Genomic DNA, 21,488 nt, shown 5'->3' with positions numbered 1-21,488 from the left:
AAGAGCTATGGCATCGACAACTGAGAATCGGGAGGCGCGGAAGGCTCCCGGGTCGCGCGAGCCGCGGCTGCGGGCCTACGCGCTGCCGGCGCCGTTCTCGCGCCGCGCCACCGCGGCCTGGGCCGTTATCGTGGGCGTGCTGCTGGCAGCGGGCGCGTTCTTCATGTTCGACCGGCTGGCGAACGGCCTGGGCATGGCCGGGGCCACGAACGCCGTGCCCTGGGGCTTGTGGGTGGTGGTGTACATCTGGTTCTCGGGGCTGGCGGGTGGCTTGTACCTCCTATCGGCGCTCGTGTACCTGCTGAGGCTGCCGCGCTTCGCGCCCATCGCGCGTTTGTCGCTGGGCTTGAGCATCGTGTCGCTTGCGGTGTCGATGATCTTCATCGGCATCGACCTGGGCGCCATCCGGCATTCGCTGGGCACGCTGCTGTTCTTCCACTGGTCGTCGCCGCTGGCCTGGGAGATCAAGGCGTACGTGGTCTTCATGGCAATCGCCGTCGTGCAGTTCGCCCTCGTGCTGCTGAACGACAAGCGCGCGGCAGAGGCTGCGGCGGACGGCGATGGCGACGGGGCTGCGGGCGCGGGGAGCGCCGACGCGCTCAGGCGGCGCGGCAACGTGAACCTGGCCATCCGCGTGCTGGCCGGCGTGGGCGTGGCCACGTCGTTCGTGGGGCCTCCGGGCGGCACGGGCATGTTCTTCGCCGCGGTGAAAACCCGCGGGCTGTGGGAGGGCGGCATCACGTCGGTGCTGTTCTACGTCATGGCCATCGTGACGGCCGCCGCGTTTCTGATCGTGGCGTATCGGCTGTTCGCGCGCGTGCGCGGCGCGCAGCCGGACGCGGGCGTGCTCGTGGGGCTGAACCGCGTGCTGGCGGCGTCGCTGTTCGCGCTGGCGTTCTGCGTGTTCTTCCAGGTGGCGCCCGCGCTGCTGTCGGGCGACCCGGCGGTGGCCGCGGCCGTGCAGGTGATGGTGGCGGGCCCCTTGGCGCCGCTGTTCTGGCTGGGCGAGATCGGGTTGGGCCTCGTGGCGCCCGCGGCACTGCTGACGGTGGGCGCGCTGCGTTCGCGCGGCGGCCGCGGAGCCGCGATCGCGGGAGGCGCGTGGGCGGTGGCCGCCGCGCTTGCGGCCATGGTGGGCGTGCTGGCGCTGCGCTACGTGCTGGTGGTGGCCGGGTTCTCGGTGCCGCTCTTGGCCGGCATGCCCACGCCGGCGTACGTGCCCAGCGTGGGCGAGGTGATGGTGGCCCTGTTCGTGCTGGGCTTGGCCGTGGGCTGCTACGGCCTGGCCGTGCGGCTGCTGCCGCTCGAGCGCGTGGGTGCGAGCGAGGGCGAGGAGCGGTTGGAAAGCGCGTATGCGGAAACGGTGCCCGACGCGGGTGCGTCGTCGAGCGGCGAGGGATCGTGGACCAAGGAGGTGCGCGATGGAAGCGCAGCGTAGAGACGAAGAGCGGCGGGACGCGGCAGGCGAGCCGCAGCGCGCGAGCGTGTTCGGCACGCCGTCGCGCCGCGCGGTGGTGGGCGCCGGGTGCGCGGTTGCCGCCGGCGCCGTGCTGGCCGGCGGCGGCCTGGGCGCCTATATGGCAACCGACGACCCGCTGACCGACGAGCCGCACGGACGCGGTTCCGCCACCGGCGCGTACGCGGCCGACGACGTGATCCTGTCGATGTGCAACAACTGCAACACGTACTGCACCATCAAGGTGCGCGTGGCCGACGCGGCCGACGGCGCGGGCGCGAACGAGGGCGCCACGGCGCTCGTGCGCAAGATCGCCGGCAACCCGTACTCGCCGCTCAACTCGCAGCCCTACGCGCCCGTTCCCTATGCGACGCGTCCCGAGGAGGCGCTTGCTCCCGGCGACGATATGGCGGTTGCGGGGCGTGCAACCAACGGCGGCATGATCTGCCTCAAGGGCCAGGCGGGCATCCAGCTGGCGCACGACCGCTTCCGCATCACGCGCCCCCTGCGGCGCGTCGGCGCGCGCGGAAGCGACGAATGGGAGACGGTGGATTGGGACACGGCCCTCGACGAGATCGTGCACGGATCGCCCGCCCTCGGCACGCCCGGCATCGCCGAATGGTACGCGTACGCGCCGAAGAAGCAGGTGGAGGCCGACGTCGCGCTCGTGGAATCCGGCGAGATGACCCAAGACGCGTTCGCGGCGAAGTGGGCCGACACGCTCATCGACGTGAACCATCCCGACCTGGGACCGAAGTCCAACCTGTTCTGCTCGGCCGGCGGCGACCGCATGTTCCTCATCGGCGACCGTCTCACCCAGCAGGGGTTCGGCTCGGTCAACAACTTCAACCACGGCGGCGTGTGCGGCATGACCGGCGTCATGGCCAACGTGCGCACGCATCCCACGACGAACCACAAGCGCATGTACGCCGACATCGACCACTGCGAATGCCTCATCATCTGGGGTACCGAGCCGATGACGGCGAACAAGGGGCCGTCGTGGCTGGCGCCGCGCCTGTCGGCGGCGCGCGAGCGCGGCATGAAGCTCTATGTGGTGGACCCGCGTCAGGGGCGCAGCGCGTCGAAGGCCGACAGGTGGCTGCCCGTGGTGCCCGGCAAGGACGCCGAGCTGGCCTTCGCTATGATGTCGTGGATCGTCGCCAACGAACGCTACGATGCCCGTTATTTGGCGGCGCCCGGCAAGAGGGCGGCCGCGGCGCTCGGCGAGCCCACGTGGTCGGACGCGACGCACCTCGTGGCGGTCGATCTGCCGAACCGGCCCGTCGTCACCGCGAAGCTGCTCGGGCGCACGGACGATGGATTGCCCGACGATGCGCGGTTCGTGCTCGTCGACGGCGAGCTGACCGCCGCCGACGCCGTGGAGGGCGCGGCCGATCTGCTGGCGGACGCCCAGGTGGAGGTCAAGGGTGCGCCGACGCGCGTGAAAAGCGTGTTCCGGCTTTTGAAGGAGCGCATCGAGGAGCGGACGCTCGAGGAGTACGCCGCCGACGCGGGCATCGAGCCCGCCCTGGTGGAGGAGGTCGCGCGCGAGTTCACGTCGCACGGCAAGCGCGCCTGCGTCATGAGCTACCGCGGCCCGGCCATGCATGCCAACGGATTCGACGCGGTGCGCGCGGTGGGCTACCTCAACTTCCTCATCGGCAACCACGATTGGAAGGGCGGGCACATCGCCGCCGGTGCCAAGTTCGCCCCGTTCACGGGTCGCTACGACCTGCAAACCGTGCCGGACGCCCACGCGGGCTGGGGCATTCCCATCACGCGCCAGAAGACGGAGTACGAGAAGACGAGCTACTTCAAGCAGGACGGCTACCCTGCGCCGCGCCCGTGGTACCCGCTGCCGGGCAACCTGTCGCACGAGATCGTCCCGACGCTGCGCGCCGGCTACGTGTACGACCACCTGGGCGCGCTGTTCATCCACCGCCACTCGCTCGTGGACTCCACGCCGGGCGGCCAGCGCCTCGGCGACGTGCTGGGCGATCCCGCCAAGATCAACCTGCTCGTGTCGTTCGACGTGGAAATCGGTGACACGTCGCGCTTCGCCGACTTCGTGCTGCCCGACAAGACCTACCTCGAGCGGTTCAGCCAGGAGTCCCTCTACCCCAACCAGCAGTACCAGCTCATCCAGCTGGGCCAGCCGGCCGTCCGCGCCTACGAGGGTCCGCGCTCGGTGGAGGACGTCTACCTCGACATCATGCAGCGCCTCGAGCTGCCGGGCGTGGGCGAGCATGCCGTGCCGGTGGGCAAGGACGGCGCAGGCCCCGCGGTGGCGCTGGCAACCGAGTACGACTACTGGTTGAAGATGGCCGCGAACATCGCGTACGCCGGCGAGCAGCCGGTGCCCGATGCCGATGCCGACGAGCTGGCCCTGTTCGAGCGCGCTCGCACCCGCGCGCTGGGCGATGCCTTCGACCTCGCGACGTGGAAGGCCGCCGTCACGGAAGAGGAGTGGCCGAAGGTGGTGTACGTGCTCAACCGCGGCGGGCGCTTCGCGTCGGCCGACCCCGCGAAGGACGACGGCTACGAAGGCGACCTCATCAAGACGAGGTACGCCGGCCTGTGCGCGTTCTACGACCCGAAAACCGCGTCGTTGAAGGATGCGCTGACCGGCGAGAACTTCGACGGCCTGGCCCATGCGGCACCCGTCGCCTTCGCCGACGGCACGCCGATGGAGCGTCCCTCCGAACGCCCGCTCGCGTTCATCAACTGGAAGGCCCGCACGAACGGCACGCATCGCACCATCGCCTCGTCGTGGCTGCGCGAGCTGACCACCGAGAACTTCGTGTGGATGGCGCCGGCCGACGCCGAGGCGCGCGGCTTGGCGAACGGCGACGCCGTGGAGATCGTGGGGCCGGAGGGCGCGTTGGCCGGCCACGTGTGCGTGACGGAAGGCATCCGTCCCGGCGTGGTGGGCGCGAACTACTCGTTCGGGCATGCGGGTTACGCCGCGCGCCCAGTCACCATCGACGGCGCGTCGGTGGGCCCGGCACCCGACTACCTGGAAGAAGAGGGCGTCCTCGACGGCGACGAGCCCGGCAAGCAGAAGACCGGCTTCGCCGGAGGGCGCGGCCGCGGCTTCTGCATGAACGAGCTGCTGCCCGAGGAAACGCTCGCCGGCGGAGGCGGCGTCACCGACCCCATCGGCGGCGGCGCGGCCCAGTTCGACCTCTGGGTGGACGTGCGGAAGGCGTAACGGCGCCCGCCCGTTCGGCGCCCGCCTGTTCTGCGGCGCGGGGAGGACGTGCTATCCAGCGCTCTCCCCGCGCCGTCTTGCCATGTTTGCCGTAACTGTGGAAATCGCTTGAAGCGGGACACTTTCTCGAAGATACGGGGGTTTCGGCTTCCGGTATACTTGCCCGCTGTGAAATCGCTTTTGCAAACATACCGGCGCTACGCCAGCCAGCGCCAGCTTTCAAGGCGTCGCTCGCGCACGGCCCTGTTCCGTTCGGCGGGCGAGGTCGGTCCCGGCGTGTGGCAAGGCTACCGCTGAACGCGCTCGCCCGGGTGACGCGCCCGCGCTGACGCGTCCCGCAACCCTCATCCCCATCTCAATCCCATAGTCGACGACCGGTCGCCGTCGCCGTGCGCTGCCATGCGCCCGACGTCGGGCATCGGCTTGGTCCTCGACGCGTCCGAAAGGAAGTCGATGCGCTCTTGAACGAGCAACAACTGGTAGCCCAGCAGCACAAGGTAACCCGCAAGGAGATCACCGTCATCGGCATCGTGCTGGCCGGCGCGTTTCTCGCCATCCTGAACCAAACCGTCCTGTCGCCCGCGCTGCCGAAGCTGATGGACGCGTTCTCCATCTCGGCCGGCACCGCCCAGTGGGTGACGTCCATCTACATGCTGGTCAACGGCATCATGGTGCCCATCACCGGGTTCCTCATCGACCGCTTCTCCACGCGCAAGCTGTTCTTCGTCTCGCTCGTCTCGTTCATCGTGGGCACGGCGCTGTGCGCGGCGGCCCCCTCGTTCGAGCTCCTCATCGTGGGACGCGTGCTGCAGGCGGCCGGCGCGGGCGTGCAGCTGCCGCTCGTGGGCGTGGTGCCCATGCTCATCTTCCCGCCCGAGAAGCGCGGCACGGCCATGGGCATGGCCGGCATCGTGATGAGCTGCGCGCCGGCGGCCGGTCCCGTGCTGGCCGGCGGCATCATCGACGCGTGGGGCTGGCGCATGATGTTCTGGGCGATGATCCCGCTGGCCATCCTCGTGCTGGTGGTGAGCTTCTTCCTGCTCACGAACGTGGGCGAGCTCAAGCGCCCGCACCTCGACGTGCCGTCCATCGTGCTGTCCACGTTCGCGTTCGGCGGCCTGCTGTACGGCTTCTCCAGCGCCAGCACGCTGGGCTGGGGCAGCATCGTGGTCATTGGCAGCATCGTGGTGGGCGTGGTCGCGCTCGTGTGGTTCATCCATCGCCAGCTGCACATCGACGAGCCGCTGCTGCAGCTGCGCGCCCTCAAGACGCCCACGTTCGCGTACTCGGCCATCATCGTGACGGTGGTCAACTCGGCACTGGCCGTGGGCAGCGTCATCCTGCCCATCTACCTGCAGAACGTCCTGGGGCTGACGGCGTTCGAAACCGGCATCCTCATGACGCCCGGCGCCGTGGCGACCATCTTCCTGAGCCCCATCAGCGGCATGCTGTTCGACAAGTTCGGCCCGCGCGTCATCGCCATCGTGGGCCTGACCGGGCTCACCGCCTCGCTGGCGGCGCTGTCCTTCGTCGACGACAAGACGGTGGTCGCGTACCTCGTGGTGTTCTACGTCATCCAATCCTCGGGCCTGACGCTGGCGAACATGCCGGTGACCACCTGGGGCATCAACGCGCTGTCGAACGACATGATCGCTCACGGCAACGCCATCAGCAACACGGGTCGCCAGGTGGGCGGCGCGGTGAGCACGGCGCTCATCGTGACGGTGATGACCATGGTGACCGCGGCGAACGCCGAGGCTGGTCCCGTGCTGTCCACGGCGGCGGGCATCGACGTGGCGTACGGCATCTCTGCGGCGGTGGCGGCGATCGCGCTGATCATCGCCATCTTGAAGGTGCGCAACGTGAAGAACCGCGCGATCGCGACGCCCGCACCGCAGGTCGAGGCATCGCGCGCGGTTGATCTGGAAGAGGCTCGGGAAGGGGCTGGACGATGAACCAGACGATTGGCGCCATCATGGAGCGGGACGTATTCACGTGCCGCTACGATCAGGATCTCGGCGAGGTGGTGGCCCTGTTCAACGAGCTGGGCACGAGCGGCCTCGCCGTGGTGGACGAAGAGCTCCACGTGGTGGGGTTCATCAGCGACGGCGACATCATGAAGGCGGTGGCCGCGCAGAAGACGCGCTCCATCTTCGGCGGCGGTTACGCCAACATGGTGCTGTACGACAACGAGTCCTTCGAGGAGAAGGCCCGCGCGCTCAAGCACCGCAACGTCATGGAGTTGGCCGTGCAGAAGGTGCTGTGCGCCACGGCCGACCAGACCGTGGGCGAGATCGCCGACGTGCTGGCGAAGAAGAAGTTCAAGAAGGTGCCGGTCATCGACGAGAACGGCAAGCTCATCGGCGTGGTGCGCCGCGCCACCATCACGCGCTACCTGTTCGACGTGCTGTTCGGCGGAGAGGACGCGGGGGAGTAGCGCGCGGGGCGGTGAGGCGGCGGGGCGTTCGCGGCGCGGAGCGATTCGCGCCGCGCGCCGCCCGAACGCCGCCGACGCGGCCGTGCGCTATCGCTCGCCGGGCGCACCCTTTATACTGACGGCAACGAACAGCGCGCCGCAGGCGACGCTGCCATACGGTGGGGAGGGAGCGCGGCATGAAGGTGATCGTCGTCGGATGTCATGGGCAGATGGGGCAGCCCATCAGCCGGTTCGTGGATGAGCGCGAGGGCATGGAGCTGGTGGGCGGCGTGGGCCCCGCGGGGCGCGACTACATCGGCCGCGACCTCGGGCAGGTGGTGGGCCTCGGGCGCTATCTGGGCATCCCCGTGGTGGACGACCTCGCATCCGTCATCGACCGGTGCGATGCGCTCATCGACGTGTCCAGCGTGGATCAGTGCCTCGAAACGCTCGACCTGGCCGTTGAGCACGGGAAGGCCCTCGTCACCGCCAGCACCGGGTTCACGCCCGAGCAGTTCGAGCGCTTCGAGGCGGCGGGCGCGGAGATCCCCGTCATCTTCAAATGCAACACGTCGAAGATGGTGAACGTGATGCTCAAGCTGGTGGAGATCGCCGCGCGGGCCCTCGTGGACGAGACGGATATCGAGATCATCGACCAACACGACCGTTATAAGCTGGACGCGCCCAGCGGCACCGCCGTCATCATCGGCAACATGATCGCCGAGCTCAAGGGCACCACGCTGGACGAGCTGGCCGAATACGGCCGCGGCGGCCACGGCGCGCGCAAGCCCGGCGGCGTGGGCTTCCATTCGCTGCGCGCCGGCGACATCACGAGCGACCACAAGGTGTACTTCGGCGGCCTCGGCGAGCGCTTGGAGATCACCCATTACTCCTACAGCGACGAATGCTTCGCCCGCGGCGCCGTCGACTGCGCCGCCTACCTGTGCGGCAAGCCCGCCGGCGTCTACCGCATCGCAGACGTGTTCGACCTGGGCTGACGTTGACCTCCGCGCCGCCTACGGGCGGCGCGCTTGGCGGGCCGCCATTACGAACAGGGCGAACGCGAAGAGGGCCAGCGCGATTGCGGGGGCCGGCGGCATCGCGGCGGCTGCGACGAGCGCGATCGTGCAGGCGAACAGGGTTCCGGCCAGCGCGGCGGCCACCGCCCAGCTCCTTTGAATACGGGTCATCGCAGGCCCTCCTTTCGTGGAACACCTTACGGTACCAGCTTGCGCCCCGTCGGTGGGGGCGGCACTCTGACAACCGAGCCACGGGTGGGCAACGCCTCTCCAAACGTCATATCGAGTCAGCTGGCGCGGCGGCTGACGCTCCTACGATGGGGGCGCATTCGATATGACAGCTAGAGGATTCGTCGTGAATCCTGAGGAGGTGAAAGCGTATGGACCTCGCACTGCTTCAACTGCCGATGGTTCTGTTCACCACGCTCGTGCCGATGGCATCGGGCGCATTCATCGGCTTGGCGGTGGCGTTTCTGACCACGCGCTTCAGCAAGGAGCACCTCGCCCGCATCGACCGCTGGACGCTCCTGCCGCTCGCTATTCTGGCGGTGGGCTACATCGCGTCGTTCGTGGCCCTCTCGTCGCCGCAGTATGCGATGAGCCTGTTCCAAGGCATCGACATCGCACCGCTGTCCTTCGTGGGCATCGCCGGCATGTTGTTCGTGGCGTTGGCGGTGGTGTACTGGATCATCGCGATGACGGGCAACCTGGACGAGCGTCCGCGCAAGGTGTTCGCCACCGTGGTGGGTGCGGCGTCGCTGCTGCTGTCGCTCAGCATCGGCGTGATGTACATGGGTTCCGCGGTGCTCACCTGGGACTCGCCGCTCGTGCCGCTCGGCATCGTCGGCTTCTGCGTAGCCGGCGGCGTGCCGCTCGGCGCGCTCGTCGTGGCCGTTGCGGGCGGGATGCCCGAGGCACGCCGGACGCAGTTCCCCGCGGCGGCGCTCGTCACGGCGTTCATCGGCGTGGTGGCGGCCATCGTCGCCGTGAGCGCCCAGCTGCTGTTCGCCCAGTCCACGTTCAGCGCGTTCTTCCCGGGAGCCGACGTGCTCCCCGGTTCGTGGGTGTACCTGGTGATCTCCATCGTGGGATTCGTCGCCATGCTGGCGACGCTGCGCGCCACGCTCATGCCCGGCGGCCGCAACGCAGCGGCGATGGGCCGGACGGCGGGCGCTGCGGCGGCCATCCCACTGCGCGATCGCGAGGACGTGGACGCTGACGCGCCCGTGGGCATCCGCTCGGCGATCCCGCTGCTCGTAGCCGGCAACGCCGCCGTGCTCATCGGCATCTTCGTCGCGCGCCTCATGTTCTACGCCCTGCAGGTGTAACAGCATCGCACGCACCCCGGAGGCACTCGAGCCGCCGGCACCCATCGGGTGCCGGCGGCTTTTTCATGCGCGCTTCGAGATGCTGGGATGGCATCGAGCTCGTTCTGGTGATAAAAGACGCGCTCCTAACCCGCAGGGGAAAGGAGCGCCACCAATAACCCAAACCGCCGAAGCGATCCGAGAGCCGTGGGGAGTAAGCGCTCCCTGCGGCTCGCCTGTAGTATATACGTTACATAGGGGGGCTTCAACCGATCGCCGTGCGAGAATGGAGATCGCGCATTACGACCTCGAACGGGTTGAGGGCTGACTAGGGGAGGGCGCTCGCCCGCGTTTCGCGTGGCTCCTACTCTTGCAGATCGTTTGGGTCGAACGACTCGATGAGGTCGAGCAGCTCCTGCTTCTTGTGGATGTCGAGCTTCGCGTAGATGCGCTTCGAGTGCGTGCGGATGGTGTTCTCGGTCACCACGAGATCCTCGGCGATGCGCGCCACGGTGTTGCCGCGGGCGATGAGCTCCATGACCTCCGTCTCGCGCTCGCTCAGGCGGTAGTGCTGCTGCAGCAGCGCGGCCTGCTTCGAGATGCGGTCGAGGTACACGCGCTCCTTCTCCTCGCGACGGGGCCGCGCGGTGCGCTCGCCGCGTTTGCTGCCCGCCTTCTTGGCCGGCACCGCATCGGCCTCGGCAACCGCGGGCTTCTTCTCCACCGCATGCGCCCGCAGCGCCACAAGCTCGATGCTGGCCGCCGCATCGGTGCCGTCGCCGTGCTTGAAGATGCGCCGGAACCCGCCCTGGCCGATGAAGTACATGAGTCCCAGCAAGTACACCGCCACGAGCGCCACCACGGCCAGCGGCGCGATGCCGATCACGAGGATCTGCTCGGCGAACGTTCCGCCGATGAAGCCCACGTCGTGCAACGCGTACACGATGCCGCCGAAGAACCCGTAGATGAACACGGGATTGATGCCGCGGTCGCGCGAAGCCTGCGCGCATTGGATCATCATGAGCATGATGGCCACGCTGTACACGGCGTACAGGCCGCCGGCCAGCCAGCGCGCGTACTCCTCGGGCAGAAACGGCAGCAGCAGAAACGACGTGATGACGAACGGGAAGAAGATGCGGTACGCGCCCACCACGTTCACGCTGAGGTTCTTGAACTGCCACAGCACCAGCAGCGCCACGGCGGCGGTCAGCGAGCCGCCCATCGACAGCACGTTGACGAGCGACCCCACCGCCGGCTCGCCGATGGCCAGCGAGCGCATGATGCCGGTGCAGAATCCCAGCGCGCCCACGCACAGGGCGCTGCGCCAGTAATCGTTCGCGAGCCGCTGGTACACGCGGGGGTGGTCGCGCGGCACGTCCTGGAACATGGCTTGGTCGAGGTCGATCTCGCGGCTTTTCAGCACGATGGTCAACCCGAACAGCGGCAGGAACACGAGCGGGATGAGGAACGCCGTCACCGCCTGCGGAATAAGGTACAGCGAGAAGTACAGCACCGCCGCGTATACGGTACCCTGGATGAGGTCGCGGTTGCCGGTGTCGGAATCCTGGCTGGCGAACAGCCGCTGCCACAGCATGTAGAAGCCGGCCGACCCCAGCCCCAGCAGCGCCCCGCCGGCGATCACGAGCGACAGCGCCCACGCGTCGAGGTAGATGGCCGCGATGAGGCAGCACCATCCCAGAAGGTAGGGCATGGTGGCCAGCCGCACGATGAACGTGCGCGTGGGCCCGGGGAAGAAGTACGACCCCAGGGCGCTGGCGAAGTAGCTGAACGAGAACACGAGCGATTGCGCGAGGAAGAACCAGAACACGATCTCGGTGGTTTGGAACTCCAGCGGCAGGAACGGGAACACGCCGCCCCACACGCCCGCGGCGTTGATGGCCAGGAACAGGCCGTAGCCGAGCGAGGTGATGTTCGGCTTCAAGATGCTGGCGATGGTGGCTGCGTTCAAAGATCCTCCCCCGAGACCGCGCCCGCGCGCGGCTTGTCACGTTGCCCGCTCATAGTTCCCGTCGCACCAGTATAACGGTATTGTCAGATAGAACGGGTGACACGTTACCAAAGCGCTGTCCTGTGATCAGGCAAAACTCCAAGTTCGCATATTTTATGTGACACGGTGGAGGGGCGCGAGTGCCACAATGCGAAGCGTTCCGCCTGGGAAGCGGAGCACAGGACGAGAGAGTGAAAGAGGGAGGGACCATGACGAACATGTTGGAGAATGCTCAGGTGTCTCGCCGCACGTTCATGAAGGGCTCGGCGCTGGCCGGCCTGGGTGCGGCTGCGATGGGCACGGGTGCCGTGTCGCTGTTCGGCTGCTCGCCGAGCGCCGACGGCGCGAAGGGCGGCGACGCCGCTGCGACGCAGGCCGTCGAGGAGACCACGACGTGGGGCCACTGCGCCATCAACTGCCCCGGCCGTTGCAGCCTGAAGTTCCACGTGCAGGACGACGAGGTCGCCTGGGTGGAAACCTACACGAGCAAGGACGCCGGCTTCGACGAGGTGCAGCCTCGCGCCTGCCTGCGCGGTCGCACGTACCGCCGCTGGCTCGCGAACCCCGACCGCATCAACTACCCCATGAAGCGCGTCGGCAAGCGCGGCGAAGGCAAGTTCGAGCAAATCTCGTGGGACGAGGCGATCGACACGATCGCCAGCGAGCTCAAGCGCATCATCGACGAGTACGGCAACGAGTCCGTGTACATCCCCTACGCGACGGGCGTGAGCTCCACGACGGCGCGCTCGCTGCCGCGCTTCATGAACTGCATCGGCGGTTGCCTGGGATCGTACGGCGACTACAGCGCCATGCAGATGGAAATGATCGTGCCTCACACCTACGGCGCATCGGGCTTCAGCGGCAGCACGCTCAACGCCGCCGAGGACGCCGCGCTCATCCTCGCGTTCGGCACGAGCCCGACCGAGACGCGCCAGGGCGGCGCCGTGTCGCACTACGACTGGGTGCACCTGCGCGAAACCACGAAGGGCAAGATGATCTACATCGACCCCCGCATGAACGATTCCGTCATGGGCCGTTCCGCCGAGTGGCAGCCCATCAACCCCGGCACCGACGCCGCGCTCTGCTCCGCCATCGCGCACGAGCTGATCGCGAACGACCTGGTGGACAAGGAGTTCCTGGACACCTACTGCGTCGGCTACGACGAGGACACCATGCCCGAGAGCGCCAAGGGCCAGAACAAGTCCTACAAGGACTACATCATGGGCACCGGCTACGACATGGTGGAGAAGACCCCCGAGTGGGCCGCCCCCATCTGCGGCATCTCCGCCGACCGCATCAAGGAGCTGGCGGCCGAGATCGGCGCTGCCAAGCCGCTGTACGTCGTGCAGGGCTGGGGCCCGCAGCGCCGCAGCAACGGCGAGCTGAACTGCTGGTCCATCATGATGCTGCCGCTGCTGACCGGCCAAGTCGGTCTGCCGGGCACGAGCAACGGCTGCCGCGAGGGTTCGTACTCCATCAGCCTGCAGTCCCTGCCGGCCGGTGACAATCCCATCAAGGCGAAGATCCCCGTGTTCCTGTTCACCGAGGCCATCGACCATGGCACCGAGATGACGGCGCTCAATTCCGCCGTGACGGGCGCCGACAAGCTCAACCAGAACATCAAGTGCATGTTGAACTACGCCGGCAACTGCCTGACGAACCAGCATGGCGACATCAACTACGCGCACGACATCCTTGCCGACGAGAGCAAGTGCGAGTTCATCGTGGTGTGGGAGACGGCCATGACGGACTCCGCCAAATACGCCGACATCCTGCTGCCCGACCTGTTCCGCTTCGAGCAGGTGTCGCAGATCGGCACCGGCGGCGACAACGCGTACATGATCAGCGGCCAGCCGTGCACCACGCCGAAGTTCGAGCGCAAGACCCTCTACGATGCCCTGACCCTCATCGCCGACAAGATGGGCGTGAAGGAGCAGTTCACCGAGGGCAAGACGCAGGAAGAGTGGATCAAGGAGCTCTACGAGAAGACGCGCGAGAAGGACACCGAGCTGCCGACGTACGACGAGGCCATGAAGATGGGCGTCTACACGCGCAAGAACCCGAAGGGCGCGACCATCGCGTTCGAGGCGTTCCGCAACGATCCGGCGGCCAACCCGCTGGACACCCCTACCGGCAAGATCGAGATCTACTCCGAGACGCTGGCCGGCATCGCCGCCACCTGGGAGCTTGGCGAGGAAGATCTCATTTCGCCCATCCCGGTGTACACGCACGGCTTCACCGAGACCGACGTGCCCACCGACGAGTTCCCCTTGCGTTGCAGCGGCTTCCACTATCGCGGTCGCACGCACTCCTCCTGGGGCGGCATCGAGCTGCTCAAGGAAGTCAACCCGCAGGAGGCGTGGATCAACCCCGCCGACGCGAAGGAGCGCAGCATCAAGCAGGGCGACAAGATCCGCGTGAAGAACGCGTTCGGTGAAATCGAGCTGCTGGCGAAGGTCACGCCGCGCGTGGTTCCCGGCACGGTGTGCATCTCGCAGGGCGCATGGCACGATGCCGACATGTACGGCGATCGCGTCGACAAGGGCGGCTGCATCAACACGCTGACGACCCATCGCCCGTCTCCGCTGGCGAAGGGCAACCCTCAGCACAGCAACATCTGCCAGGTTACCAAGGCGTAGGGCGACGAGCCGCAGAAAGGGTGATATACCATGTCTCAACAGGCATTCTACTTTGACGGCACGCGCTGCACCGGGTGCAAGACCTGCCAGATGGCGTGCAAGGATTACAAGAACATCGATCTGGGCATCTCGTTCCGCCACGTGTACGAGGTGACCATCGGCGACACCGTGAAGGACGCCGACGGCATCCTGACCACCACGTGCGTCAGCTATCCGCTGTCCATGTCGTGCAACCACTGCGATTCGCCGATCTGCTTCGAGAAGTGCCCGCAGAGCGCCATCATCAAGGACGCCGACACGGGCCTCATGTCCATCGACGAGGAGAAGTGCATCGGCTGCGGCACGTGCGCCATCGTGTGCCCGTACAACGCGCCGAAGGTGGACGAGGAGAAGAAGAAGGCCGTGCGCTGCAACGGCTGCGCCGAGCGCGTGGCCGCGGGCGAGAAGCCGGTGTGCGTGGAGGCCTGCCCGGCCCGCGCCCTGGACTTCGGCACGGCCGAGGAGATGGCGAAGCTGGGCGAGCGCGGCAACATCGCTCCGCTGCCCGACCCCTCCGAGACGAGCCCGAACATCTACATCAAGGCATCCGCCGACGCTCAGCCGGTCGGCGCAGCCGAGATCGTGAACCCGCTCGAGGTCGCGTAAGGAAGCATCGGGGGGCCGCGCGAGCGGCCCCTTGCTCCATAAGGCCCGCCTTTCCTTCTTGGCTTTTCATGGTGCGGCGAAGAATTCGGGATGTGGGCGTCCTGCGCCGCGCCGATCGTATGCCGCGTCCGTCGCGAACCGGCGCGGCGTGCGTTTCTTCGCTCGCAACCCCGCCTCTGCGCCACGAGGGAAAGCCGGCGGTTCGCATGTGTGGGCGGGGTACGCTAGAATGGGCGTGCCCCGCTTTTCTGGACGTGGGGGAGTGCTTGCGGTTCCGTGTTGACGAGAGGAGGTCGCCACATGTCTCAGCAGGCTTTTTTCTTCGATGGAACGCGTTGCTCAGGATGCAAGACGTGCATGTTCGCCTGCAAAGACGCCTACGACCTCGATGTCGGCACCGCGTATCGTCGCGTGTACGAGTACACGGGCGGCGACACCGTGCGCACGGACGACGGCACGTTCAGCTCCACCTGCTTTTCGTACAACGTGACGGTGGCGTGCAACCACTGCGACGACCCGGTGTGCGTGCGCGTGTGCCCCACCGAGGCCATGCACAAGGACGACGAGACCGGGCTGGTCAGCGTCAACGAGCGACGCTGCATCGGCTGCGGGTACTGCCACCTGTCGTGTCCCTACAGCGCGCCGCGCGTCGACCGCGACAAGGGTCACAGCGTGAAGTGCGACGGCTGCGCCCCGCGCGTGGCCGCGGGCGAGAAGCCGGTGTGCGTGGAGGCCTGCCCGGCCCGCGCCCTGGACTTCGGCCCTGCCGAGGAGATGGCGAAGCGGGGCGAGCGCGCCGCCGTCGCGCCGCTGCCCGACCCCGCGGCGACGGTGCCGAACCTGTTCATCAAGCCGCCCGCCGACGCCCGCCCGGCGGAATCGAAGGACGGCGCGGTGGCGAACCTGTTGGAAGTTGGATTTCGGGCAACCGATAAGGAGATCATGGAATGAGCGAAGAAGCAACCGTGCCCCTGTCCGAGGACGTGCGCGAGGCCATCGCCTTCGTCGGCGAGACGCTGGGGCCGTTCTACCTGCAAGACCCGGTGAAGGGCGACGCCGACCCCGCCTTCGCGGCCATGGCCGCCCTCGACGCCGGGGCGGCCGCCGCCGAATGGCCCTTCGCCGAGGAGGGGGAGGCCCGCGCCGCGCTCGGCCTCATGACGGGCGGCCTGGCCGGAGGCGCCGAGGCCGACGACCTCGTGTGGGAGTACCGCCGCCTGTTCGTCGGCCCCGCGCCGAAGCCGGCCCCTCCCTGGGGCTCGGTGTACACCGACCGCGAGTGCGTCGTGTTCGGCGCCAGCACGCTGGCCCTGCGCGCGTGGATGCGCGGGCGCGGCATCGCGCGCCTCGCGGACGACAAGACCCCCGAGGACCACATCGGCCTCATGCTGTCGCTCATGGCCTACCTTGCGCGCAACCAGCCCGACGACCTGGACGAGTTCCTGCAGGCGCACCTGCTCACCTGGTCGTCGCACTTCCTCGACCAGCTGGCCGAGGCGGCCGACCAGCCCTTCTACGAGGGGCTTGCGCGCCTCACGAAAGCATCGCTCGAAGGCATCCAGGCCGAGCTGGCCCTGGACGTCGTCTACCCGAGGTTCTACCGCTAGGATCGCCTGCATGATTTCAGGATTCGACACCGCGCTCGGCGAGATCACGCTCGTGCTGTTCACGACGCTGGCACCGTCGGGCGTGGTCGCGTTCATCTGCATGGGGCTTCCCGCGCTGGCGGGCGGCGCGTCCGACGCCCTGCGCCAGCGGCTCAACGTCTTTCTGGGGCTGCCCCTCGTCGTGGCCATGGTGGGGCTCGTGGCGTCGGCCACCCACCTGGGCAACCCCGCCAACGCGCTGTACGTGTTCATCGGCGTGGGGCGCAGCCCGCTGTCCACCGAGGTGTTCTTCGCCGTGGTGTTCCTCGCGCTGGCGGGCCTGTACTGGCTGTACAACTTCGTCGAGCATCCCAAACGGCAGCTGCAGCGGGTGTGGCTCGCGCTGGCCATGCTGGCGGGCGTCGTGTTCGTGGTGGCGGTGGGCTTCGCCTACGCCGCCGACACCATCGTGTCGTGGTACACCGCGTACGTGCCGCTCAACCTCGTGCTCAACGCGCTGGCGGGCGGCCCCGTCCTCGCCATCGCGGGGCTGCGCATCGCGGGCTACGAGCCCGTCGAGGGGCGCATGGGGCGCGTGCTGGCCGTCGTGGCCGCTCTCGCGCTGGCGGCCAACGTGGTGACGTTCGGCCTGCAGAGCGCCGACCTGGGCACCATCGAGAACTCGTATCTGACGGCCGCGCAGCTGGTTCCCTCCTACGGCCTGATGATCGGCGCGTTCGGCGTGCTGGGCATGGCGGGCATCGGCCTGGACGTCGCGGCGCTGTGGGGTCGCGCCCGGCTGTCCGTCGCGCGCACGGTGGGAGCCGCCGTGCTCATGCTCGGCGGCATCTTCATCATGCGGTTCGCGTTCTACATGATGCACATGACGGTGGGCCTCGGCGTGTGACGGGGGCGTTTAGGCGTCCGAGCCCGTCTCGAAGAAGCAGAAGTGCGCCTTGCCCTTCGATTTCGCCTGGTAGAGAGCGCGGTCGGCCCGCTCGTACACCGTCTTGAACGCGGTGCCGTCCTGCGGCACCATCGCGATGCCGGTCGACACCGACAGCTCGATCACCTGGTCGCCTTGCACCGTCGCGTTCCAGGGGCCCGCGCTCAGGTCGGCGATGCGCTTCGTCATGTCCTCGCGCTCCATGTCCTCGCAGTATACGACGAACTCGTCGCCGCCCCAGCGGCAGATGAGGTCGCCCTTCCTGAACGCCGTGCGCAGGTGCTGCGCCACGCCGGCCAGCACCGTATCGCCTGACAGGTGGCCGTACGTGTCGTTCACCTGCTTGAAGTCGTCGAGGTCGATGATGGCGAACGCGCCGCGGTAGCCGTGCTCCACGGTGCGCTCCAGCGCGTCCGTCATGCGCAGCGAGGCGCTCTGCCGGTTCAGCAGGCCGGTCAGCGCGTCGTGCTCGGCCTTGTTCTCCAGGTCGAGCTCGCGACGCTTGCGCTCGTCGATGTCGGTGACCGACAGGTAGGCGTACACGTTGCCGCCCTCCTCGAGCTGCACCATGCGGTAGCTGAGCTCCATCCACCGCTCGCCCGCCTCGTCGGTTTGGCGGTACTCGAGCGAGGCGTAGCGCTCCTCTTCGGCGAACCGCCGCAGCATGTCGTCGAAGTCGAGGAAGCGCTCGATGGCCTCGGCGTCCTCGCTCGATTTGAGGTAGGGCCCGATGCGGTCCTCGAGCGTGACGTTCGACCAGTCTTCCAGCGACAGCCCGGCCCAGTAGCGCCACGCGCGGCGGTCGGCCGAGTTCAGGAAGTTCTTCGTGTTGACGTTGACGTACCAATGATCCACCGCGGTGCCCTTGAGGATGTCGAGCAGGCGGTTGTCGTTCGCGCGGGTGAGCTTGGCTTGCGAATCCTGCGTGGGATCCTCCAGGTAGCCGATGACGCGCGCGGGATCGCCGCTGGCATCGGGCACGATCTCGCGCTCGATGTGCAGCGTCAGCGGATCGCCCGTGTTCGACCACACCTTGATCGTGCGCGCGGCGGGGCGGCCCCACATGGCCTCGCGCGACAGACGGCGCAGCACGTTGCTCACGTCGTCGCCCAGGCTGGCGGTGTCCTCGTCGTCCGCCGAGGCGGCCAGCAGCGAGGCGATGCCGCTCGACGAGAGGTTCTGGAACGCCAGGCGGTCGGTTGCGATGTCGTACACCCACACGTTCAGGTCCGACTGCTGGATGATGCGGTGCAGGATCTCGTCCTCCAGCTCGAGTTCCTGCTGCATGCTCACCATGTGGTCGGTGTCGATGCACAAGCTGGCGATGGCCAGGCGGTTCGTCTTCGTGCGCACCACGCGGCCGTGATCGCTCACCCAGAAGTACGACCCATCCTTGCGCAGCATGCGGTACTGGGTGGAATACTCGAGCCCCTCGTAGAACTCGGGTCCGATGTCCTCCATCACCTGGGCCATGTCGTCGGGGTGGATGGAGTTGCTTACCAGCCCGTCGAGCGCTTCGATGAGCTCGGCCGACGAGTCGTAGCCGGCCATGTGGGCGATCTCCTCGTTGGCGAACAGGAAGGGGAAGCCCTCTTCGCAGTACCCACCGATGAGGCCGCCGGGCGCGTTCTGCATGAAGATCTGCGCGGCCAGCTGGCGGTTGTCGGCCGTGAGGTCGCCGAACGACTTCTGCGAGGAGGAGATGTTCAGCGCGCTGCTCAGCACTTCCTGCGACGCGCGCAGCTCCTCCTCCTGCTCTTTCTGCTCGGTCACGTCGGACAGCGAGGCGAAGAAGATGGTGCGATCCTGCTCGCGCCGCAGGAAGAACGCGCGCATGCGCATCCACATGAGGTCGCCGTTGAGGCGGTAGCGGCGGAACGTGGCGTCGGCGCCCGTGACGGGGTGCTCGTACGCCTCGTCGAACATGGCGTTGACGAGCGCCAGGTCGTCGGGGTGCACCTGGCGCGAGATGAGGCGCTGCCGCTCGCGCAGGTCCACGGAATTGCAGCCGGTGACGTGGTAGTACTCGTTGTTCACCTGCTGCAGCTCGAAGTGGTCGGCGTACACCGCGTAGATCGCCAGGCCACCGATCAGGTTGTCCACGGTGACGCGGCTGATCATGTCGTCGTGCAGCAGCGCGTTCACGTCGATGAGCTCCATGCTGGGGCTCAGCACGCCGCGATGGTCCACGATATCGTCCTGGGCCAGCAGCTCCTCGAGCGCCTCGGTGGGCATGGGGCGGTGGAAGTAGTAGCCCTGCGCGTAGTCGCAGCCGATGTCTTGCAGGAAGTCCACCTGCTCCTTCGTCTCGGCGCCCTCGGCGATGATGCGCAGGTCCATAAAGCGCGCCATCGACACGACGGCCTCGAGGATGCTCTCGCTACGCTGCGACTCGTTCTGCCTCGTGAGGAACCCCATGTCGATTTTCAGGATGTCGACGGTGATGTCCTTCAGCATGTTGAGCGAGGAGTAGCCGCTGCCGAAGTCGTCCATGAGGATGGTGAAGCCGAGATCCTTGAGGCGGGCCACCGCGTCGGCCATCTTCTCGTCTTCGGCGTACGCGCTCTCGGTGATCTCCAGCTCCAGCAGCTTGTGGTCCAGCCCGTACTTCTCGATGAGCCCCTCGAGCGATTCGACGACGTCGATGGCGTACAGGTCGGCCCGCGAGATGTTCACCGACACGGGGACGGGCGCGCCGCCGCGGTCGATCCATGAGCGGATGTGCCGGCAGGCCTCGTCCCACACGTACAGGTCGAGGCTCGCGATGAAGTTGTTGCGCTCGAGCACGGGGATGAACGAGCCCGGCATCACGAGCCCCTGCGAGGGGTGCTGCCAGCGCACGAGGGCCTCGAGGCCCACGATGCGCTCCGTGCGCGTGCTGCACTGCGGCTGCCAGTACAGCACGAACTCGTGGTTCGTCAGCGCGCGCTTCACCTCGAGGAGGATCTTCGCCTCGTTTTCCATCTCCTCGGTCATCCCGGGCTCGTACCAGGCGATGCGCTTGGTGTAGGTGCCCTTGACCGAGTTCATCGCGATCATCGCGTGGTCGCAGGCGGTGACCACCGACACGTCGGGGCGGTCGATGGCGCACACGCCGAAGGCCGGCTGGAACCCGATGGTGTCCTCGGAGTCGAACGGCTCCTGCTTCAGCTCGTGCTCCACCCGCTCCTCGGTGATCAGGCCGTGGGGGATGATCAGCGTGAAATCGTCGCCGCCCAGGTAGCCGGCGATGCCGCCGCGGCGCTGCGCGATGGCCTCGATGCGCTCGGCGATGGCGCACAGGATGGCGTCGCCGGCTTCGCGGCCGTGCCATTCGTTGTAGATCTTGAAGTGCTCGATGTCGATGTACGCGGCGTCGTAGGCGGTTTCGGGCGTGCCGGCCACGAGGCGCTCGGCCTTGTCGTAGAACGTGGCCGCATTGTACAGGCCGGTCAGCTGGTCGCGCTCGCGCAGCAGCTGGATTTGGGAGCGCTCGGCCTGCGACGTGCGCTGCCGCACCTCGTCCTCGGCGTCGGCGATGAAGCACATCACCACGCGCTCGCCGCCGCCTCCGCGCTTCACGGACACCACGGTCAGCGCCGCCCAGTTCCAGCCGCCCGACACGAGGCGCTTGCGGAATTCCCCGCGCAGCGCGCCGCCCGCGTCCTCGATGCGGCCGAGCAGCGTGCCGAAATCCCAGAACGCCGCGAAGCGATCGCGGTCTTCGGGGTGGATCAGGCGGTCGCGCACGTCGGGGAACATGACGCTGAGGCGTCCCTCGATGGCCGGGACCACGAACTTGTCGGGCTCGTGGTAGAGCACCTTGTACGCGTCGTCGGTGAGGTTGAGCTCGAACAGCTCGTCGTAGGAGGATGGCTCGCTCAGCGAGCTGAACAGCCCGCGGCTGTGCTCGTCGATGGGGTGGCCCGAGAACAGCACGCAGGGCCCCTCGTCGAACCAGTCCAGCTCGAGGCAGGTGAGCTCGTACCAGCGCCCCACGCGCGCGCTGTAGATGACGCTTTGCGTGGCGTGCTCGCTGGAATCGGGGTTCCAGGGGCAGTCCTTGCAGGGCTCGGTCTGTCCGCGAAAGCATTCGTAGCACAGCTCGCCAACGCGGCCGCCAGGGAATACGCGCCGCGCCGCGCGGTCGAGGTACACGACGCGGTACGAGCGATCGATGACGTAGGTGTGGCCTTGCGTTGAGACGCTCTTTTGTCGGCTGCCCGGCATCGGATCTCCTGTCCTCAAGCCCTTTGATCCATTGTAGGACTTCGGC

General features: G+C 67.6%; 14 protein-coding genes. 11 read left to right on the top strand and 3 right to left on the bottom strand.

Annotated elements, in window-relative coordinates:
* The first annotated feature begins 7 nt into the window (after positions 1-7).
* From nrfD to dapB, 5 genes are all read left to right on the top strand, one after another.
* Positions 8-1,438 (top strand): NrfD/PsrC family molybdoenzyme membrane anchor subunit, encoded by a 1,431-nt coding sequence (gene nrfD, locus H8S61_RS05585; protein WP_186938260.1) that lies wholly within the window; start codon positions 8-10, stop codon positions 1,436-1,438.
* Positions 1,422-4,667 (top strand): molybdopterin-dependent oxidoreductase, encoded by a 3,246-nt coding sequence (locus H8S61_RS05580; protein WP_186938259.1) that lies wholly within the window; start codon positions 1,422-1,424, stop codon positions 4,665-4,667. Before nrfD ends, H8S61_RS05580 begins: the two co-directional genes overlap by 17 nt.
* Before the next feature lie 461 nt (positions 4,668-5,128).
* Positions 5,129-6,622 (top strand): MDR family MFS transporter, encoded by a 1,494-nt coding sequence (locus H8S61_RS05575; RefSeq protein ID WP_255466482.1) that lies wholly within the window; start codon positions 5,129-5,131, stop codon positions 6,620-6,622.
* Complete coding sequence (locus H8S61_RS05570; RefSeq protein ID WP_186938258.1) at positions 6,619-7,104, top strand: CBS domain-containing protein; 486 nt, start codon at positions 6,619-6,621, stop codon at positions 7,102-7,104. The genes H8S61_RS05575 and H8S61_RS05570 overlap by 4 nt, the downstream gene beginning before the upstream one ends.
* Before the next feature lie 176 nt (positions 7,105-7,280).
* A complete protein-coding gene (gene dapB, locus H8S61_RS05565) occupies positions 7,281-8,081 on the top strand; it encodes a 4-hydroxy-tetrahydrodipicolinate reductase (RefSeq protein WP_186938257.1) in 801 nt (266 codons plus the stop codon).
* Positions 8,082-8,099: 18 nt separating this feature from the next.
* Here the strand turns inward: dapB and H8S61_RS05560 are convergent, their stop codons facing one another.
* Positions 8,100-8,273, bottom strand: coding sequence for a hypothetical protein (locus tag H8S61_RS05560; protein WP_186938256.1), 174 nt, complete (start codon positions 8,271-8,273; stop codon positions 8,100-8,102).
* 209 nt (positions 8,274-8,482) lie between these two features.
* On the opposite strand from H8S61_RS05560, the gene H8S61_RS05555 reads away from it, so the two are divergent.
* Positions 8,483-9,430 (top strand): dimethyl sulfoxide reductase anchor subunit family protein, encoded by a 948-nt coding sequence (locus H8S61_RS05555; protein ID WP_160941876.1) that lies wholly within the window; start codon positions 8,483-8,485, stop codon positions 9,428-9,430.
* Positions 9,431-9,773: 343 nt separating this feature from the next.
* On the opposite strand, the gene H8S61_RS05550 is transcribed toward H8S61_RS05555, so the two are convergent.
* The gene (locus H8S61_RS05550) at positions 9,774-11,378 is read right to left on the bottom strand and encodes a helix-turn-helix transcriptional regulator (RefSeq protein ID WP_186938255.1); all 1,605 of its coding nucleotides are present in this window, start codon (positions 11,376-11,378) and stop codon (positions 9,774-9,776) included.
* 248 nt (positions 11,379-11,626) lie between these two features.
* On the opposite strand from H8S61_RS05550, the gene H8S61_RS05545 reads away from it, so the two are divergent.
* The 5 genes from H8S61_RS05545 to H8S61_RS05525 all read left to right on the top strand — a co-directional run bounded on the left by H8S61_RS05545 (position 11,627) and on the right by H8S61_RS05525 (position 17,194).
* Positions 11,627-14,056 (top strand): DMSO/selenate family reductase complex A subunit, encoded by a 2,430-nt coding sequence (locus tag H8S61_RS05545; RefSeq protein WP_186938254.1) that lies wholly within the window; start codon positions 11,627-11,629, stop codon positions 14,054-14,056.
* 30 nt (positions 14,057-14,086) lie between these two features.
* Positions 14,087-14,701 carry a 4Fe-4S dicluster domain-containing protein gene (locus tag H8S61_RS05540; protein WP_186938253.1) on the top strand — a complete coding sequence of 205 codons (615 nt, stop codon included), beginning with the start codon at positions 14,087-14,089 and terminating at the stop codon, positions 14,699-14,701.
* Positions 14,702-15,001: 300 nt separating this feature from the next.
* Entirely contained in the window at positions 15,002-15,652 is a 651-nt protein-coding gene (locus H8S61_RS05535) for a 4Fe-4S dicluster domain-containing protein (protein WP_186938252.1), read from the top strand.
* A complete protein-coding gene (dmsD, locus tag H8S61_RS05530) occupies positions 15,649-16,308 on the top strand; it encodes a Tat proofreading chaperone DmsD (protein WP_186938251.1) in 660 nt (219 codons plus the stop codon). Before H8S61_RS05535 ends, dmsD begins: the two co-directional genes overlap by 4 nt.
* A gap of 10 nt (positions 16,309-16,318) precedes the next feature.
* Positions 16,319-17,194 carry a dimethyl sulfoxide reductase anchor subunit family protein gene (locus tag H8S61_RS05525; protein WP_186938250.1) on the top strand — a complete coding sequence of 292 codons (876 nt, stop codon included), beginning with the start codon at positions 16,319-16,321 and terminating at the stop codon, positions 17,192-17,194.
* Between the two features lie 9 nt (positions 17,195-17,203).
* Here the strand turns inward: H8S61_RS05525 and H8S61_RS17390 are convergent, their stop codons facing one another.
* Positions 17,204-21,442, bottom strand: a complete 4,239-nt coding sequence (locus tag H8S61_RS17390; RefSeq protein ID WP_255466481.1) for an EAL domain-containing protein — start codon at positions 21,440-21,442, stop codon at positions 17,204-17,206.
* Positions 21,443-21,488: the final 46 nt, after the last annotated feature.

It is taken from the genome of Eggerthella hominis (assembly GCF_014287365.1).
GTDB classification, from domain to species: domain Bacteria; phylum Actinomycetota; class Coriobacteriia; order Coriobacteriales; family Eggerthellaceae; genus Eggerthella; species Eggerthella guodeyinii.
The sequence above is the reverse complement of the archived record's forward strand: the minus strand, read 5'-3'. Positions and strand labels throughout refer to the sequence as shown.

Coding starts and splice junctions, on each gene's coding strand:
- H8S61_RS05570 (WP_186938258.1), top strand. CDS start 6,619: ATGAACCAGACGATTGGCGCCATCATGGAGCGGGACGTATTCACGTGC.
- H8S61_RS17390 (WP_255466481.1), bottom strand. CDS start 21,442: ATGCCGGGCAGCCGACAAAAGAGCGTCTCAACGCAAGGCCACACCTAC.
- dmsD (WP_186938251.1), top strand. CDS start 15,649: ATGAGCGAAGAAGCAACCGTGCCCCTGTCCGAGGACGTGCGCGAGGCC.
- H8S61_RS05560 (WP_186938256.1), bottom strand. CDS start 8,273: ATGACCCGTATTCAAAGGAGCTGGGCGGTGGCCGCCGCGCTGGCCGGA.
- nrfD (WP_186938260.1), top strand. CDS start 8: ATGGCATCGACAACTGAGAATCGGGAGGCGCGGAAGGCTCCCGGGTCG.
- H8S61_RS05555 (WP_160941876.1), top strand. CDS start 8,483: ATGGACCTCGCACTGCTTCAACTGCCGATGGTTCTGTTCACCACGCTC.
- dapB (WP_186938257.1), top strand. CDS start 7,281: ATGAAGGTGATCGTCGTCGGATGTCATGGGCAGATGGGGCAGCCCATC.
- H8S61_RS05535 (WP_186938252.1), top strand. CDS start 15,002: ATGTCTCAGCAGGCTTTTTTCTTCGATGGAACGCGTTGCTCAGGATGC.
- H8S61_RS05580 (WP_186938259.1), top strand. CDS start 1,422: ATGGAAGCGCAGCGTAGAGACGAAGAGCGGCGGGACGCGGCAGGCGAG.
- H8S61_RS05540 (WP_186938253.1), top strand. CDS start 14,087: ATGTCTCAACAGGCATTCTACTTTGACGGCACGCGCTGCACCGGGTGC.
- H8S61_RS05545 (WP_186938254.1), top strand. CDS start 11,627: ATGACGAACATGTTGGAGAATGCTCAGGTGTCTCGCCGCACGTTCATG.
- H8S61_RS05525 (WP_186938250.1), top strand. CDS start 16,319: ATGATTTCAGGATTCGACACCGCGCTCGGCGAGATCACGCTCGTGCTG.